Source organism: Kitasatospora sp. HPM-01-4 (assembly GCF_051374625.1).
Classification (GTDB): domain Bacteria; phylum Actinomycetota; class Actinomycetes; order Streptomycetales; family Streptomycetaceae; genus Kitasatospora.
Genome location: NZ_JBPQGP010000005.1, coordinates 6,127,570 through 6,144,368, shown reverse-complemented (window position 1 = coordinate 6,144,368; position 16,799 = coordinate 6,127,570). Strand labels below are relative to the sequence as shown.

Annotated in this window: 16 protein-coding genes; 7 read left to right on the top strand and 9 right to left on the bottom strand. The window is 71.8% G+C overall.

Translation table 11 applies throughout. The features are described 5' to 3' along the window. Positions 1 to 98 precede the first annotated feature (98 nt). A complete protein-coding gene (locus tag ACSMTC_RS26805; RefSeq protein ID WP_436562265.1) occupies positions 99 to 659 on the top strand; it encodes a MarR family winged helix-turn-helix transcriptional regulator in 561 nt (186 codons plus the stop codon). A 161-nt stretch (positions 660 to 820) separates the two neighbouring features. On the opposite strand, the gene ACSMTC_RS26800 is transcribed toward ACSMTC_RS26805, so the two are convergent. The 5 genes from ACSMTC_RS26800 to ACSMTC_RS26780 all read right to left on the bottom strand — a co-directional run bounded on the left by ACSMTC_RS26800 (position 821) and on the right by ACSMTC_RS26780 (position 6,234). Continuing rightward, complete coding sequence (locus tag ACSMTC_RS26800; RefSeq protein WP_436562264.1) at positions 821 to 2,647, bottom strand: glycosyl hydrolase family 18 protein; 1,827 nt, start codon at positions 2,645 to 2,647, stop codon at positions 821 to 823. Positions 2,648 to 2,968: 321 nt separating this feature from the next. Further along, positions 2,969 to 3,502 carry a Uma2 family endonuclease gene (locus ACSMTC_RS26795; protein WP_436562263.1) on the bottom strand — a complete coding sequence of 178 codons (534 nt, stop codon included), beginning with the start codon at positions 3,500 to 3,502 and terminating at the stop codon, positions 2,969 to 2,971. A gap of 90 nt (positions 3,503 to 3,592) precedes the next feature. Beyond that, positions 3,593 to 4,789, bottom strand: coding sequence for an RNA-guided endonuclease InsQ/TnpB family protein (locus ACSMTC_RS26790; RefSeq protein WP_436564816.1), 1,197 nt, complete (start codon positions 4,787 to 4,789; stop codon positions 3,593 to 3,595). A 313-nt stretch (positions 4,790 to 5,102) separates the two neighbouring features. Next, a complete protein-coding gene (locus ACSMTC_RS26785) occupies positions 5,103 to 5,636 on the bottom strand; it encodes a hypothetical protein (RefSeq protein WP_436562262.1) in 534 nt (177 codons plus the stop codon). A 31-nt stretch (positions 5,637 to 5,667) separates the two neighbouring features. Further along, entirely contained in the window at positions 5,668 to 6,234 is a 567-nt protein-coding gene (locus tag ACSMTC_RS26780; protein WP_436562261.1) for a DoxX family protein, read from the bottom strand. A 137-nt stretch (positions 6,235 to 6,371) separates the two neighbouring features. On the opposite strand from ACSMTC_RS26780, the gene ACSMTC_RS26775 reads away from it, so the two are divergent. Both ACSMTC_RS26775 and ACSMTC_RS26770 read left to right on the top strand, forming a co-directional pair. Further along, a complete protein-coding gene (locus ACSMTC_RS26775; RefSeq protein ID WP_436562260.1) occupies positions 6,372 to 6,683 on the top strand; it encodes a barstar family protein in 312 nt (103 codons plus the stop codon). A gap of 327 nt (positions 6,684 to 7,010) precedes the next feature. Beyond that, positions 7,011 to 7,646 (top strand): hypothetical protein, encoded by a 636-nt coding sequence (locus ACSMTC_RS26770; RefSeq protein ID WP_436562259.1) that lies wholly within the window; start codon positions 7,011 to 7,013, stop codon positions 7,644 to 7,646. A gap of 77 nt (positions 7,647 to 7,723) precedes the next feature. On the opposite strand, the gene ACSMTC_RS26765 is transcribed toward ACSMTC_RS26770, so the two are convergent. Continuing rightward, the gene (locus ACSMTC_RS26765) at positions 7,724 to 9,001 is read right to left on the bottom strand and encodes an alanine racemase (protein WP_436562258.1); all 1,278 of its coding nucleotides are present in this window, start codon (positions 8,999 to 9,001) and stop codon (positions 7,724 to 7,726) included. A 119-nt stretch (positions 9,002 to 9,120) separates the two neighbouring features. On the opposite strand from ACSMTC_RS26765, the gene ACSMTC_RS26760 reads away from it, so the two are divergent. From ACSMTC_RS26760 to ACSMTC_RS26750, 3 genes are read left to right on the top strand one after another with little or no spacing between them, the layout of a single operon-like run. Next, entirely contained in the window at positions 9,121 to 10,143 is a 1,023-nt protein-coding gene (locus tag ACSMTC_RS26760; RefSeq protein ID WP_436562257.1) for a sugar kinase, read from the top strand. 37 nt (positions 10,144 to 10,180) lie between these two features. Next, the gene (locus ACSMTC_RS26755; RefSeq protein WP_436562256.1) at positions 10,181 to 10,579 is read left to right on the top strand and encodes a RidA family protein; all 399 of its coding nucleotides are present in this window, start codon (positions 10,181 to 10,183) and stop codon (positions 10,577 to 10,579) included. Positions 10,580 to 10,637: 58 nt separating this feature from the next. Then, the gene (locus ACSMTC_RS26750; RefSeq protein WP_436562255.1) at positions 10,638 to 11,267 is read left to right on the top strand and encodes a MarC family protein; all 630 of its coding nucleotides are present in this window, start codon (positions 10,638 to 10,640) and stop codon (positions 11,265 to 11,267) included. 13 nt (positions 11,268 to 11,280) lie between these two features. Here the strand turns inward: ACSMTC_RS26750 and ACSMTC_RS26745 are convergent, their stop codons facing one another. Further along, positions 11,281 to 11,715: an Lrp/AsnC family transcriptional regulator gene (locus ACSMTC_RS26745; protein WP_436562254.1), complete on the bottom strand. Its 435-nt coding sequence runs from the start codon at positions 11,713 to 11,715 to the stop codon at positions 11,281 to 11,283. Positions 11,716 to 11,914: 199 nt separating this feature from the next. Between ACSMTC_RS26745 and ACSMTC_RS26740 the strand changes: the two genes are divergently transcribed. Continuing rightward, positions 11,915 to 12,745: a tryptophan 2,3-dioxygenase gene (locus ACSMTC_RS26740; protein ID WP_436562253.1), complete on the top strand. Its 831-nt coding sequence runs from the start codon at positions 11,915 to 11,917 to the stop codon at positions 12,743 to 12,745. Between the two features lie 16 nt (positions 12,746 to 12,761). On the opposite strand, the gene ACSMTC_RS26735 is transcribed toward ACSMTC_RS26740, so the two are convergent. Beyond that, a complete protein-coding gene (locus ACSMTC_RS26735) occupies positions 12,762 to 15,773 on the bottom strand; it encodes a TIR-like protein FxsC (RefSeq protein WP_436562252.1) in 3,012 nt (1,003 codons plus the stop codon). Continuing rightward, on the bottom strand, positions 15,763 to 16,782 hold the full coding sequence (locus tag ACSMTC_RS26730) for an AAA family ATPase (protein WP_436562251.1): 1,020 nt from the start codon (positions 16,780 to 16,782) through the stop codon (positions 15,763 to 15,765). Before ACSMTC_RS26730 ends, ACSMTC_RS26735 begins: the two co-directional genes overlap by 11 nt. Between the last annotated feature and the right edge of the window lie 17 nt (positions 16,783 to 16,799).

Below are 16,799 nucleotides of genomic sequence, written 5' to 3'. Positions count from 1 at the left end.
AGATTTCACTACTAAACTTCGGAGCTAAACTCTAAGCATCCCAAGCCTGAAGCGTCAAAGGCTTAACGACTGCAGCTCTTCATGGGAGAATGAGCGCCATGAGCGCACCGAAGCCTCCTCCGGCGGCCTCCGACGAGCTGGCCATCGCCGAACAAGTGGCCCTCTACCAGCGGGAGTTCCCCACGGTCGACCCCCAGGTCGAGACCATAGTGTCCACCCTGTCCCGGGTCGCCCGGCGGATGAGCGTCGCCTACGACCGGCAGCTCACTGTGCTCGGAATCACCTCCGCCGAGTGGGAGGTGCTCAAGGCGCTGGTGGTCTCCGGCAGCCCGTACCGGATGGGCCCGGGTGAGCTGGCCAAGCGGCTGGGCCTCACCCCCGCCGCGATGACGCACCGGATCGACCGGATGGTCGCCGAGGGCCTGGTCACCCGGGAGCGCGACGAGGCCAACCGGGTCCGCGTGATCATCGAGCTGACCGAGGAAGGCCGCGACAAGTGGCTGGAGTCGATGCGGATGGCCGCGGTCTTCGAGGAGGAGCTGCTCCAGGACATCACCCAGGCCGAGCGCCCCGGGCTCTCCGCGCTGCTCGGCCGGATGCTGCGCCGGATCGAGCAGACCCAGCCGGACGCCCTGGGACGCACCGACGACCTGGACTGAGCACGCCCGGCGGCAGGGGCGGGCGGGCCGGGTCGGCTCCCCGCCAGGCCGTCCGGACGGACGGGGACGCGTGGAGCTCTCCGACGATCTGATCCCCGGAACGACGGAAGCCGCCCCGGACGCCGGTGCGTCCGGGGCGGCTGTGTCAGTCGGTGAGCGTCTCAGCAGGGGCCGTTGTCGGCCCAGACGCCCCACTGGCCGCTGAGCGTCGGGTCCTCGCCCTGGGTCCACCACTTGTTGGTGTAGTAGTGGCCCTTCCAGGAGACCTTGGTGCCCGGGGCCGCGTAGACCGTCGCGGCGTCCCAGCTCGGGGCGCCCGAGCAGGCGGTCGGCGAGGAGGACGGGGACGAGGTCGGCGAGCCGCTCGGGGAGGACGACGGCGAGCCGGAGGGGGAGCTGCTCGGCGAGCCGCTGGGCGAGCCGGACGGCGATCCACTGGCGGAGGGGGACGGCGAACCGGTCGGCGGCGCCGGGCAGTTGGCGGCGGATCCGTTGGTCGCGTTCACCATCGTGTCGAACAGCGAGGTCTGGGTGCCCAGGTCGTAGAGCGAGAAGGCGAAGGAGCCGCCCAGGCCGTTGCAGTGCGCGTAGTCCAGCTTGGCCTGGATCGACTGGGCGTTCTCACCGCTCCAGAAGGTGGTGCCGTCGTAGAAGTACGCGGCCTTGGCGGCGTCGTCCCAGTAGGTGTCGGCCGGATTGTCGACGAAGCCGTTGAGCTCCTTGTACATCCGGATGCCGTTGACGTTGCCGGAGTCCGGGGCGCCGGTGGCCGGCCCGGTCGCACTCTGGAACAGACCGTGGTTGGCGCCCGTGGGCACGCCGGTCCAGCCGCGGTAGTAGAACGGGACACCGATGTTGATCTTGTTGGCCGGGAAGCCGCCGGGAATCCCGTACGCCGGGTCGCCGACCGTCCAGGCCTTGATGGCGTTGTCGATCGAGTACTTGCCGTTGCCCGGCGGCACCGGGTTCATCGGGTCGTTGGGACCCGAGTAGATCGGGGCCTGGTGGTTGGTGGGCCCGGTCGGCTCCCAGCTGCCGCCGTGCATGTCGTAGGTCATCACGTCCATGAACGTCAGGTACTGGCCGATCTTGTCGGTCTCGACGTTCTGGATCTTGTCCTGGCCGGCGCCGACCGCCGCGGAGAGCGCGTAGGTCCTGTTGTCCGCCTTGCCCTGGGCGTCCAGCTCGGAGCGGAACTCGCCCAGCAGCGCGGTGAAGTTCTGCTTGTCGGCCGGCGAGGCGTGGTTGCCGAGGTGTCCGCCGCCGCCCGGGTACTCCCAGTCGAGGTCGAAGCCGTCGAAGATGCCCGCCGCCGTGCCGGGCCCGCCGTAACCGCCCTGCGCGGGCAGGTTGCCCTTGATGAACATGTCGATGCAGGAGGAGACGAGCTTCTTCCGCGAGCTGTCGCTGGCGGCCGCGTCCGAGAAGTACTTGGAGTAGGTCCAACCGCCGATCGACAGCAGGATCTTGAGGTTCGGGTTCTTCGCCTTCAGCTTCTTCAGCTGGTTGAAGTTGCCGACCAGCGGCTGGTTCCAGGTGTCGGCGACCCCGTCCACGCTGGTGCTCGCGTCGTACGTCTTCTGGTAGTCGGCGTACGCGTCGCCCGCGCCGTCACCGGCGTTGGGGTTGTTCTCGTTCTGGTCGGCCGCCTTGGTGGCCTCGAAACAGGTGAGGTTGGTCGGGTCGATGTTGGCGAAGTCGTAGATCAGGTAGTCCAGCTTCGAGGCGACGCCGGTGTCCTGAACGGTCTTCGGGTAGTACGCGTTGGCGTAGATCGACCACTGGTCGAAGTAGGCGACCTTGATGCCGCCGCTGGTCGCCGGGGCGCCGGTGGAGTTGGTCGGCGCGGCCTGGGCGGTGGCACCCGAGGTGAGGGCGAGGCCCGCGCCGAGCAGCAGGGACGCGGCGGTGCCGGCCGCGAGCGCGGTCAGGCTCTTCGGCCGCCTTCTGTGCGCCGGCTCCCGGCGCAGGGGGAGAGCACGATCCATCAGTGCATGACTCCTCGTCGTGGGGGAACTGCCGCCCCCTTGGAGGAGCACACGCGGGGTGGGGCCACGTGGCCAGGGGCATGACAGCTGAATGGGGACAGGCACGGTGCTGCGGAGGTGCCCGGATGCGCCGAACCGGCGCCGGAGGTCTGGACCACCGGCGCCGGCCCAGGGTTCCCTGCACCTGTCCTACAAAATGGACTAGACCAACTCCGCCGTCAAGAGGCCCAGTTGCCGCTTGACCCCGCCTTAAGGTTCACCTCAGGTCCGGGCAGCAGAACGCCGGCCCCGCGGCTGCGCGGGACCGGCGTGCGGGAGGCTTCAGAGCGTGTCGATCTCCGTCAGGTCGATGTCGATCTCGAACGGTACGACGACCTTGAGACGGTCGTGGAAGATGCCCGTGGGAACGTAGGTCTCGGTCGCCGGGTCGAGCTCGAAGACATAGACGACGGGCCGACGCCCTTCCGCCTTCTCCACCCGCCAGAAGTGGGGGATCCCGGCCTGCGCGTACTTGCGCGGCTTGGTCTCCCGGTCCCGCTGGAGCGAGTCCGGCGAGACGACCTCGACCACAAGGAGCACGTCCTTCGCCTGATAGCCGGTCTCTTCGGCATCCTCGGTGACCGCTTCGGCGCGCACGACCGAGACGTCCGGCTCGGGGCGGTCGTGGCTTCCGAGAGTCACGGTCATCCCGCATGCCACTCGAAGCCAAGCTGGGCAATCCGTCCTCAGAGCGTGTGTCAACAGGCTCACCGCAAGACTGTGGAAGGCCTGTTGCGGACTCCTGAAGACCAGGCTGCCGTCGATCAACTCCGTGTGCCGCGGGAGACCAGGCAGGTTGTCGAGATCGTCGGCCATGAAGCCGCCCTCCGGCGGGATGAGCCACTCTGATACGGCAGTCATCGTTACTCCCGTGACTCCTCCCCTCGTGAGCGAGGGGGCTTCTCGCTAAGCCGGGCAAGCCTCGCGACGGACCAGCCCGGCCCGTAGGACGTTGAGAGCGCCCACCGTGTCAGCGTGTGCCTTATGGCCACAGCCGACACAGTGGAATGTCTCCTGAGTGGGCCGGTTCTCCTTGGCAGTGTGCCCGCACGTGGGGCACCGCCGAGAGGTGTTGCGGGGATCCACGGCAACGATTTCCCGTCCGGCGCATTCTGCCTTGGCGGTGAGGATCGCAAGGAACACCCCCCAACCGGCATCAGAGATTGACTTGTTGAGTCCGGCCTTCGCCGACGCGCCGTTGGGCAGGAAGGCACCCGGCCGGTCGGGGTCCGGCTTCGGCCCCGGACTGCAGAGCATGTTGCGGATCTTGAGGTCTTCGTGCGCGATGAAATCGTGCTCGCGGACCAGGCCGAGGGCGGTCTTGTGCGCATGGTCGACCCGCCTGCGGCTGACCTTGCGGTGCAGTCGGGCCACCACCTCCACGGCCTTGCGACAGCGCTTGCTGCCGCGCTTGCACCGGGATAGGGCCTGCTGTGCGGCCTCCAGCCTGGCGGCAGTGCACTGGCCGCGGCGAGGGTTGGGGATGAACCCACCGCCCGAGTCAGCGAGGAAGTTGGCTATGCCCATATCGATGCCGACTGCGCTGCCGGTGGCGGGAAGCGGTTCGGGCTGGGCCCGATCGGCAGTGAGGATGACGTACCAGCGTCGCCCTTCACGCTTGACGCTGATCGTCTTGACAGTGCCGACCACGGGCCGGTGCCGGTGCACCTTCACGTGCCCGATACCCTGCAGCCGGACGCGGGTGACGGGATCGTGCGGGGTACTGTCCCAGCGACAGCCGTCGCCGTCCTTCGGGAACTCCACCGTGTCGAACCGCTTTGCAGAGCGGAAACGCGGATGACCCGGACTCCCACCGGCCTTGACCCGGCGGAAGAACGCGGCGAACGCCCTGTCCAGACGCCGAAGGGTGGCCTGCTGCGAGGAGAACGACCAGCGCGCCTGATCCGGGTCCACCGCCCGGACCTCCTTGAGCTGCGCGGACTGCTGCCCATACCGGACCGTCGTCCTGGACACATGCCGCCAGGCATCGCGCCGCTCCTGCAACGCGGCGTTGTACAGCATGCAGTGATCCCGCAGCATCGCCGCGAGCTGCTGCTCCTGGCCCACGGTGGGCCTGATGAGGAACTTGTACGCACGGATCATCCAGCCCACCCCCATCCTTACCAAACGGAACGATGGTACTACACTCGGTCACGTCGCCATGCTGGGCGGCGCCCTGATCTACACCGACGAAGGCATGTCATTTACGACCTGCGCGCCCACTTGGCCTTCGCCACCTAGTTCCGGCGCGACGTTTTCACCGACGAGATCCTGACCAGGCGCGAGGAGATCAGGCGGGACGCGTGCGCCGGCTGTGAGGCGGAGCCGCGAGAGTTCAGCGGCGAAGCACGATGAACCAGGCGATCATGCGAGGCCCCCTCCGGGCACCCTGACCCCTACTCCAACGAGTGAGGGATCAGTAGCGCAGTGCAAGACCCACCACGGCCGTGATCTGGCCGGGCAGCTCGCGATGGCTGCGGGCCGCCGCCTCGGTGGTGGCACCCGGGGCGAGTTCGGGGATGTTGACCACCACGGCGTCGAGCAGCTTGCCGGACTGGTCCTTGAAGTCGACCTCGATGGTGTAACGGCTGGGCTTGGACTGGTGGTTGGTGACGGTGACCGGTGCGTCCGCAGTCCCGTCGGATCCCCTGACCACCGACCCGACCGTCACGTCCCCGGTGGCGTTCAGACCGCCCTTCACCCCGGCCAGCGCGGACGAGGCGGCGGACTCCGCCGAGGCCAGCGCCGAGGCGGCCTGGGACGCCAATCCGCTTGCGGCCGTCGCGAATTGCGACGCACCCGAGGCGAGCGCGGACTGCGCGGCCGAGACCGCCGAGGAGGCCGGCGAGACAGGGGGCCTGGCGGACGAGGCACATCCGGCGAGCCCGGCTCCGGCGGTCAGCACCGCTGCGGCTGCCGCGAGTGCTCGGTGAACTCGGCGACGCTCCACGACCTCTCCTCGTCTGACCGTCCCCCACTGCTCAGGACAGGCCGGTGCCCTCCACCTGGGATGCCGCCTCGTCGGCGGCGCGGGCCTCACGGCGGCGGATCACGTCCTGCCGGCGGGTCACCACGGAGACGGCGCCCAGCGCGGCGACGGCGAAGGCGAACACGCCGATCGAGGCGCGGTCGAGGCGGTGGCCGGTGGCCTCGTCCAGCGAGAGGCGGCCCGCCCCGGAGATGCCGAGGGCCAGGCCGCAGGCGCCGAGCAGGGCCGGGTACTCGTAACCACCCGAGGTGGTGAAGAAACCGGCCGGGGCGTGGACCGAGATGGCCCCGGCCATGGTGCCCGCGACGACCGCCCCGGCGGCCGGGGTGGCCAGTCCGGCGACCAGCAGCGCACCGCCGCCCGCCTCACCGAGGCCCGCCGCGATCGCACTGCGGCGGCCCGGCACGAATCCCATGTGCTCCATGGCCTTGGCGGTCCCCTCCAGGCCACCGCCGCCGAACCAGCCGAACAGCTTCTGGGTGCCGTGAGCGATGAGCACCCCGCCGACGGCGGCGCGCAGGGCGAGCAGTCCTAGGTCCTTACGGCTGAGACAGGTCATGATGGGCCCTCGGATCGTGCCGGTTGACGGTGCGCCTCCCATCCCAGCCGAAGGGCGGCCCCGGAACGACCCGGGAACGCCATCCGGGCGAACCCGGCCACCGTAGGCCGCGAGCCCCCGAACGCGAGGACACACCCGTGCCGGAACGCCAGCCCGAGTACCACCTGGACGGCAAGGCCGTGACCGACGAGCCGTCGTTCTACACCGCCCTGGGCCACGCCCTGCGGGCACCGGACGGCTACTACGGCAGCAATCTGGACGCCCTGGCCGACTGCCTGCGCGGCGGCTTCGGCCCCGAGCCCCCGTTCACCCTCATCTGGCAGGACTCGACACAGGCCCGCCGCCGTCTGACCCGCCTCCTCCCGGCTCCGGGCGGCCGCTCCCGGAGCTACTTCGACGCCATCCTGGACGTCCTGAGCGACGCCGGAGTCACCGTCCAGCTGCGGTAGGCGGCCGTCACGCCGCGGCGCCCCGGCCCTCGACGGGGGCGAACGGGCAGGTGAGAGCGGTGAGTTCGGCGGGGCCGGACCGCCTGCCCGAAGCAGGAGAGCGCACCGGAAGCGAAGGGCACCACCCGCCACACACCGGCGCGGATGTGCGGCGGGCCCCTGCCGGCTCGGCCTGATGCCTCGTCATGCCCCGTGACCCGTAGCGGCGGAGCACTTGGCAATCCACCGTCACAAGCGGGTAACAGCCGCAACGGACGACGGGCCCGTGGCGTGGGTGGTAGTGCCCGGCCGTTCCGGCCGGCCCGAACCACTCAGGGGGAAAACACCATGAAGGGCAGCCGTCTGCGCTTCTCCGCCGCCGCCGTTCTGGCCGTGGCCGCACTCTCTCTCACGGCCTGCGGACCGGACAGCTCGTCCGACAACGCCGGCAGTGCCGCGACGACCGGCCCCGCAAGCACTGCCGGCCCGGCCGGCACCACACAGCCGACCGCGCCGGAGGCATCCGGCAACACCACCCCCGTCAAGCCGGTCAGCGCCGGGCAGGGTAGCTCGAAGCAGAGCTCCGCCAAGCCGACCAGGACGACCCCGAGCGACGACTGCACCGCGCGGGCGGCCGGCGTCGGCCGAGTGGTCGAGGCCACCGAGAACGGCTACCTCACCCACATCTGGATGCGGGCCAAGCCGACCAAGTTCATCTGCGGCCCCGACGTCCCCGACGACGGCTACTTCGAGGGCTACGGCACCCCCACGGTCTTCACCTTCGACAACAACGTCAAGACCTCGCTGCTGAACGGTGTGCACGAACAGCAGGTCGACCTCAACACCTTCATGAAGCACATGGACGACTGCCTGAACAACCAGTCGGCCGTGACGGCGCCGTACCACTGCTCCGGGAACCAGTACGTCATCAAGGCGAACGGCCAGAACGTGATCACCAGCATCAGCGAGCTCTACCACCCGTAGACCCCCCCGCGGACCCGGCCGGGGATCGGCCGGGGATCGGCCTCCCGCCGGAGCGGACCGGAACGGACCGGAACGGATCAGAAGAAGGTCCGCACCAGGTCGACCACGCGCGGGAGTTCGGCGTCGGCGTCGTCGAGCACCGGGATCAGCGTCCACTTGTCGAAGACGGTGCAGGGGTGGGAGAGGCCGAGCCGGACGATGTCGCCGACCTGGACGCCGGTGTCCCGCAGGAAGGCGTGCTGGTCGTTGAGCGCGGTGATCCGCCCACCGGCCAACCGGCCGCCGCCGCGCACCAGTTGGGGCTCGGGCAGGCCGTCGTCGAAGGAGAGGTCGCGCTTGCCGCCGTCGAGCAGCGCGAGGCCGGACTCGGGGCTGGAGACGGCCCTGGTCCAGGCGTGCAGGGCGGAGCGGAACGGCCGGTCGGCGTGGGCGCGGGCGAGCGGGGAGATGCCCCGGTAGAAACCGTCGTCGTGGGCGAGGTAGGCGCCGGAGCGCAGCACCACCCGGGTGCGCGAGTCGCCGAGCGGGGCGAGGAGTTCGGTGACGGTGTCGAAGTAGGCGCTGCCGCCCGCGGTCACCCAGACCTCGTCGGCCTGGTCGAAGAGCCCTTCGGCGTCCAGGAGCCGGTACAGCTCGGCCAGGTCGGCGACCCAGCCGGCGACCGCGGCCAGGGAGCCGGCGGTGGCGTCATGGGCGATGGCACCCTCGTAGCCGCTGACACCGGCCAGCCGCAGGCCGGGCGCGGCGTGCACGGCGCGGGCGACGGCCTGGGCCTCGGCGAGGGTACGGCAGCCGGTACGGGCGCCGGGCGAGCCGAGTTCGACGCAGACGTCCACGGGGACCGGGGCGCTGCGCAGCGCCGCGTCCATCAGCTCGACCGAGCGGACGGAGTCCACCCAGGAGGCGAAGCGGAACTCCGGGTCGGCGGCCAGCTCCCCGGACAGCCGGCGCAGCCCGGCCGGGTCGAGCAGGGTGTTGGCGAGGTGGATCCGGCGCAGGCCGAAGGCGCGGGCGACGTTGACCTGGGGCAGGTTGGCGAGGGTGATGGCGGTGGCCCCGGCGTCGAGCTGGCGCTGCCAGAGGGCGGGGGCCATGGTGGTCTTGCCGTGCGGGGCGAGACCGACGCCGGCCTTGGCGCACCACTCGGCCATGACGGCGAGGTTGTGGTCCAGCGCGCCGGCGTCGAGGGTGACCAGCGGGGTGGCGAGGTCGTCCAGGGTGGGGCCGGTGGCCAGGTACTCCGTGACGGTCATGCCCCAGGCCGCGGCGGGGACGGCCTTGAACCGCCAGTCGAGCGATTCCTCGGCGAGCGCCGCCACTCGGGCGCGGTCGATGACCTGCGGGGCCTGCACCATGGCCGTCCTCCTCTGAAGCTCCGTGCCGCATAATATGCAACGTTCGTTGCATATTATGCCTTTTCTGATCTAACCTCAGCCCTGGACCGAGGTCAACGCACTCCCCCAGGAGCACCCAGGTGACACCTCCCGCCACCGTCTGCCTCGGCGAGTCGATGGCCGCCCTGACCCCCGACCGGCCGGGGCCGCTGGAACAGGCGGAAAGCTTCCACCCGGGCTTCGGCGGCCCGGAGTCCAACGTCGCGTGCACCCTGGCCGCGCTCGGCATCCCGGCGGCCTGGATCAGCCGGGTCGGCGCGGACGGCTTCGGCCGGCAGCTGGCCCGGCGGATCGCCGCGCACGGTGTGGACACCTCGGCGGTGGGCTACGACGAGTCCCGCCCCACCGGCCTGTACGTCAAGGAGACCGGTTCCGGCCAGGACCACCCGTACGACCTCGGCGCGGGCCGCAGCCGGCTGCACTACTACCGGCGCGGCTCCGCCGCCTCCGCGATGGGCCCCGAGCTGCTGGCCGACCCGGCCGCCGCTCCCCTGCTGGACGCGGCACCGCTGATCCACCTGACCGGCGTGACACCGGCGCTCTCCGACAGCTGCCACCGCCTGGTGCGCACCCTGCTGGCCGTCCCGGACAAGCTGGTCAGCTTCGACCTCGACTGGCGCCCCGCGCTCTGGGCCGGGCGGGACCGGCAGGCGCTGCGCTTCCTGATGAACGCCTCCGGCATCGTGCTGCTCGGCGCCGACGAGGCGCGCGAGGTGCTCGGCACCGATGACCCGGCAGCGCTGCGCAGGCTGCTCCCCCGCCCGTCCGTCCTGGTGCTGAAGGAGGAGGCGCACCGCGCCACCTCGATCGCCCCGGACGGCTCGACCGTCTCCGAACCCGCCCTCCGGGTGGACCTGGTGGAGCCGAGCGGCGCGGGCGACGCCTTCGCGGCCGGCTATCTCGCCGGGACACTGAGGAATCTGACGGAGAGTCAGCGCCTGCGGCTCGGGCACCTCACGGCCGCCGCCGCCCTCACCGTCCGCGGCGAGCTCGGAGCGCCACCGCCCGCCGCCCTGACCGAGCGGCTGCTCGCGGCCGAGGAGGCCGACTGGGCGGCGACCGCCGTGGACGCTTCGGGCTTCCATCCGGCGGGCAGCCGATGACCGGCCCCACGGGCCGACCGACCATGAGGAGCACTCCGTGAAGACCGAAGTCCGTACCGACGGCGCCCCCGCCCCCGCCTGGGTGTTCTCCCAGGGGGTGCGCAAGGGCCCGATGCTCCAGGTGTCCGGCCAGGGCCCGCAGGACCCGGCGACCTCCGAGTACCTGTACCCCGGCGATGTGAAGGCCCAGACCCGGCGCACCCTGGAGAACGTGCTGGCGGTGCTGGAGGCCGGCGGCGCGACCGTCGAGGACGTGGTGATGTTCCGCGTCTACCTGACCAGGCGGGAGGACTTCGCGCCGATGAACGAGGTCTACGGCGAGTTCATCGAGAAGCACGTCCCGAGCGGCGTGAAGCCCTGCCGCACCACGGTGTTCGTCGAGCTGCCGCACGAGTCCATGCTGGTGGAGATCGACGCGCAGGCCGTCATCGGCTGACGGTCCGTGGGGCGCGGCGCGCGGCCGCCGCGCACCACGGCTCACGCATGCTTGGACCATGTCCGTTTTCAACCTCAGCAGTGCGTTCATCACGTTCTTCGCCGTGGTCGGCCCGCCGAAGGTCCTGCTGGCCTTCGCCCGTCTCGCCCGCGAGCGCAACGCGGCCGAGCTGCGCCGGCTGGCCCTGATGAGCACCGTGCTGGCCGCGCTGACCGGCGTCACGATGGCGTACCTGGCGGACTTCCTCACCACCTTCTTCCACATCAGCGACCAGTCGCTGCAGCTGGCCGGCGGCGTGATCTTCTTCATCTACGCCCTCGCCCTGGTACTCGGCATCCACCTCGGCGGCTCGGAGGCGGAGGAGGGCCACTGGGCCAACCCGCTCGCCGAAGGGCTGCGCGAGCTGCTGCTGCCGTACATCGCCAGCCCGCTGGCGATCACCGCCGTACTGGTCGAGTCGCTGGAGAAGGACACCTGGTCCTGGCACAGCACCATCGCCGGGGCCTATCTCGCGGTGGTGCTGATCAACTGTGTCTGCGTCCTGGCCCTCTCCAGGCTGCTGCGGCGCAGCCACCAGACCTCACTGGAGGTGCTGTCCCGGCTGCTCGGACTGCTGCTGGCGGCCGTGGGGGTGGAGCTGTTCCTGGCCGGACTGAAGAGCCTCGGCGTCCAAATCCCGTACCACTGACGCGTAGTGGCAATCAGGGCACTTCGACCGGGCGCCAGGGGACCGGGCTGGAGAGGATCATCGAGCTGGACGGCTGGCCGTAGGCCGCCAGGCGGTCGATCAACTGCTCGAAGTCGGCCATGGTCCGGGCCGCCACCAGCAGCACGCAGCACGCCCCGCCGGTGACCCGGTGCAACTGGAGCACCTCCGGCCAGCGGGCGACCTCGGGGTCGCGCAGCACACACTGCCGGCCGTAACACTGGATCTGCACCAGTGCGGTGACGGTCAGTCCGGCCGCGGTGAGGTCGATGTGCGCGTGGTAGCCGCTGATCACCCCGTCCGCCTCCAGCCGCCGGACCCGCTCGGCGACGGCCGGCGGGGAGAGCTTGACCCGGCGGGACAGCTCGTTGAACGAGAGGCGGGCGTCGCCCTGCAGTTCGGCGAGCAGGAGGCGGTCGACGGCGTCCATGGCAGCTCCGGAGTGGGAGTTTCGCTTCATAAGGTCGGATCGGGCTGACGGCTTCCGAACGTGAGGCAGATCCGCCGATCCGGTGTCCATCACCCATTCAATGGGCTGCCACGGCCGCCGCACAATAGTGTCGCGAGCGATGAGCGGCCGGTGACTCGGCGGCGACCGCAGTGACCCCGCGTATCCAGAAGGAATCGGCATGGTCCAGAACGGCATCACCACCCCGAAACTCTCCTTCGACCAGGCCAAGGGCCTGGGCCACGGCACCCCGTACGCCCAGTACGCCCGGTTGGAGACCCTGCACAGCCTGCAGCACCCGCGCTCCGGGGTGGACGCCGAGCTGTCGTTCATCATCGCCACGCAGGTGATGGAGCTGCTCTTCGACCTGCTGCGGCACGAGTGGACCGCGGCCCAGCACTCGCTGCACCAGGACGACGTGCCCGCCGCGCTCGACGCCCTCCGGCGCGGCACCCAGGTCCAGGACGTCCTGAACTCCTCCTGGGACCTGCTGGCGACCATGACCCCCCAGGAGTTCGCCGCCTTCCGGCCGCTGCTCGGCGAGGCCTCCGGCTTCCAGTCCTCGGCCTTCCTGCGGCTGGAGTTCCTGCTCGGCAACAAGAGCGAGTCGCTGCTGCGGATGTACGAGAGCGACCCCGCCGTGCACGCCGAACTCACCGCCGCCCTGCACGCGCCCGGTCTGTACGACGAGGTCCTGGCCCTGCTGGCCCGGCGCGGCCTCACCGTGACCCACCTGCCGGACACCACCCGCTACCGGCCCACCACGGAGGTCGAGGCGGCCTGGCGACGGGTGTACACCGAGGCCGGGTACGCGGAGCTGGCGCGGCTCGGCGAGGCCCTGCTGGACACCGCCGAGCGGGTGACCCGCTGGCGCCAGCGCCACCTGTCGGCCGTCAAGCGCGCCATGGGTGCCAAGCCCGGCACGGCCGGCTCCAGCGGCCTGACCTGGCTGAAGCACTCCGCCGACCAGGACGTCTTCCCGGAACTCTGGACCGTCCGCGACCGGTTCTGAGCACGCGGGGGCGGCCCTAGCGTGCGAACGCGTTCTCCAGGGTGTCGAGTTGCAGCGGCGTGCCGGGAAGGATCGCGGTGCGTTCGGCGACGTCCACGATCCGTACGGCGATCCGGTGCACCGCCATCTCGTACTGCTGCCGGTACTTGCGCAGGCTCGCCAGTCCGTACAGCCCCTCCTCCGCGTAGGAGGAGCCGAGACCGCTCTCCACGTACTGCAACCTGGCCGCCACCTGCGGGAGTTCGGAGCGCGGCACCGGCGACCAGAGCACCGGGACGATCCCGCTGGCCCACCCGGCCGCCCGCCCCCGCCGCTCGAACGCGGTCCACTCCCGCCCGCACCGCTCGGACTGGAAGTACCGCCGCGAGTACAGCGGCACCAGCACCCGGCAGCCGGCCAGCGCCTCGGACACCCGCCGGGGCGCCTCGTCGTCGACCGGATCCAGCCGGTCCATGAAACCGGCGGGCACCGCCCCCGGCAGGGCGGTCAGCTGCAGCACCTCCTCGGTCAGATCGGCGAAGAGCTGCTCCACCAGGGGCTGCGGGCGCTCGGCCACGGGGTAGCTCAGGAAGAAGTACGGCTGCGCGGGGCCCGGAGCCCCGGGTTCCCAGCCGGCCCCCTGGCGGAACGTGCGCGAGTGCGAGGGGACGTTCAGCCGGCGGGCCGGCGCGCTCTGCGAGGAGCGCGAGGAGGCCCGCCCCGTCTCGCCGGTGACGGCGGGGTTGCGCGAGAGGAGGAAGGGCCGGTCGCCCCAGGAGAAGATCCGCGACTGGGCGAGGTCGACCTCCCGGATGCCGCGCTCGTGCACCTCCCGCACTATCTGACCAACCGTCAGTTCCGCCGGACCGGAGGAACTTCCGTCCCGGAGCACCCGGGAGAGCCGACTGGCGTACGAGCGCGCGGACGGCTGCCGCATGCTCACCACGACATGCGTGTCCGAGGAGTCCTCCACGATCGCCGGCTCGTCCGGCAGCACCTCCTGCCAGCCGTCGATGACCAGCAGCCGGCTGCGGGCCCGTGCCGCCGCCATGGTCTCCAGCATCGCCACGCAGTCCACCGGCCTGCTCGGGGGGCCCAGCGTCAGCCGCTCACCGCGCGGCCCGGCCACCTCCCCGCCGACGTAGACCACCAGGGCGTCCTCCGCCTCGCCGACGGCGGACCGCAGGGCGCGCTGGAACCCGGCCGGATCGTCCACACCGGCCCAGACGTGCTCGGGGGCGAGGCCGACCAGGGACCGGCTGGAGAGCGCCATGGCCAGGCTGGTGAGGTCGCCGTGGGCGCGGAACTCATGGTCGGCGAGCGGCTCGGCCGTCGAGGCGCGGGAGCTGGTGAACAGCAGCACCGCCCGCGACCGCTCGGGATCGGGCAGGCTGGGCGGGGTCTCCGGCACCGGAACCGGCACCGGCCTGCGGTCCGGCTCCGGTATCCGCTGGAGCACGGGCGCGGACGGGCCGTCCAGCAGGCGCAGCGCGGCCGGGCTGATCAGGGCGAAGGCGCGGCTTTCCACCGCGACCGCCGTTCCCCCGGTGTCGGTGGCCGCCAGGGCGGCGAACTCACTCGGCACCCGCCCGGCCCGTTCGGCTATCTGCTCGCCGATCCTGGCGAGCAGCCCGACCGCCTGGTGGGTGGTCGAGCGCGGGAGCGTGTTCAGCAGCAACTCCCGCACCCCTGACCGGAACTCGAAGTGGTCGCGGCGGCCCTCGCGCTCCTTGAGCAGTCCGCTGACCACCACCTCGGCGAGGTGCTGGGGCTGCGGGCGGGTGAAGCTGGCACGCTGGAGCAGCCGCATCACCGGCAGCGCGGGAGTGGTGAGCGCGGTGAGTCCGGCCAGCGTGAACGCCTCCCGGGAGGCCACCGAGCGGAAGCGCAGAACCAGTTCCTCCGGGCCGAGTTCGTGCGGTTCGGGCAGCGGCTCGGTGTCGCCGGGGCGCTCGGCCGGGGCGGCGCCGACCAGCAGTGCCGAGCCGACCACCTCGCCGCCGGCCGGACTGCCCACCAGGCGGGCCCAGTTGGCGATCCACCCGGCGCCCGGCTCCAGTACGGGCAGCGGCAGTTCGCCGGGCCCGGGCGGCAGCTCGCTGAACGGCGCGAAGCCGTACCCCGCATTGGGGACGCCGGCCCCGGGCGCGGAGAGCAGGCCTACCTCGGGCGGCAGCGCGGCCAGCGGCCAGAGCCGTTCGGGCAACGGCTGCACCACGGCGACGGGGGCGCGGCGGGCGAGCGCGTGCAGGGTCCGGTACCAGTGGCTGCCGGCCGCGCCCGGCCGCCACTGCGGGCCCATGCAGTCGCTGAGCACCAGGACCACCGTACGGGCGTCCGCCATCGGCCGGGCCACCAGCCGTCCGTCGGCGTTGAGGCAGGTCTGCAGCACCTGGCGGAAGGCGCCGGTCTGCACCAGCAGGGTGCGCAGCTCCCGGAGCAGCGGGCGCCACAGCGCCATGGTGGGGCCGCAGTCGAAGACCAGGTGCAGGTCGAGCCAGCGTTCCGTGCTGGGCCGCAGCACCGGCAGCACCGGGCGCGGGCCGGGAGCGCGCCCCGCTCCGCGCACCAGGCGGTCCGCGGTGGCCGCCTCGGCCAGCCGGTTGGCGGTGGCGCTCTCGTCCAGCTGGACGCGCCTGGGGTCGGGGACCCGCCGTTTGAGCGGGCGCAGCGCGCGCTGCAGGGCGAGCGGCCTGGCCAGCATCGGCACGCTCGGGGTGGGGACGGCCGCGACGGCGGCCACCGCGTCCTCCGGGTCACCGGAGGCCAGGTGCAGGGCGGTGCGGACACTCTGCCCCTCCCCGGCGGCGGTACGGGTGCCGCGCCCCTCGCCCCGGTGCGGGGCGGCCGGGGGGTGGGGTCGGCGGGCGCCGGTCCCGGCGGCGCCCTCTCCCGACCCGTCCGCCGCTCCGCCCTCGCCGCTGCGGGCGGCGAGCCAGAGGAGTTCGGCGAGTTGCAGCGGGCCGGGGTCGGCCAGTCCCAGTTCGGTGAGCAGGGCGGTGAGCCGGTCGAGCGGTCCGGCGGTGCCCGGCGGCTGGTCAGAAGACATCGTCGTCCTGGCCTCTGCTGAGGTACGGCATCACCTGGGCGGCGAGGGCCGCCCGGTCGGCGGCCTCGGCGAGTTCGGGGCGGGAGGTCAGGTATATGGCGTTGAGCAGCTGGTCGGTGGCGAGCTCGCCGTCCTCCCGGCGGCCCAGGAAGACCTCGACGATCTCGCCGATCAGCCGCGCGTCGGCCTCGGGCAGATGGGCCTTGACGATCTCCTCCAGCTCGGCGCCCTCGGGGCGGCGCAGCTCCAGGACCACGCAGCGGCGCAGGAAGGCCGCCGGGAACTCGCGTTCGGCGTTGCTGGTCAGCACGGTGAACGGGAAGGCCCGGCAGCGCACCCGGCCGCCGCTGATCGGCGCCCGGTGGCAGCCGTCGGCGGTGAGCACCCGGGCCTGAGGCTGCTGCGGCGCGGCGCGGACGAGCTCGTCGATCTCGTACTGGCCGTCCTCCAGCACGTGCAGCAGATCGTTGGGCAGGTCGAGGTCGCCCTTGTCGATCTCGTCGATGAGCAGCACCCGGGGCCGCCGGTACGGGAGCAGGGCGGTGCCGAGCGGGCCGAGGCGCAGGTGCTCGTCGAGCCCGTTGCCGTGGGTCCTGGGCCCGGCCTGGTTGACGGCGTAGAGACGGGAGAGCGGGTCGTACTGGTAGAGGCCGTCGCGCAGGGTGGAGCGGCTGGTGATGTTCCAGCGCAGCACCGGGCCGAGGCCGAGCTCGCGGGCGACGGCGTACGGGAGGCTGGACTTGCCACTGCCGGGCGGTCCGGTGACCAGCAGCGGGCGGCGCAGGTAGAGGGCGGCGTTGACGAGCTCGACGGTCTCGGGGGTCGGCCGGAAGGTGCCCGCCCGGTGGCCTGCGGGGGCGGCCCAGCGCTCGTCCGCCCCGTCCGTCCGGACGGCAGGGCCGTCCAGCGGCGGGCCGCCGTCGAAGGCGCGCCAGGGCGGTGGCGGCGGGAGTTCGGCCAGCGCGTCGTGGGGTTCCTCGACGCCCCGGTAGATCGGCTTCAGCGGCATGCTGCGGACCCTCTCGT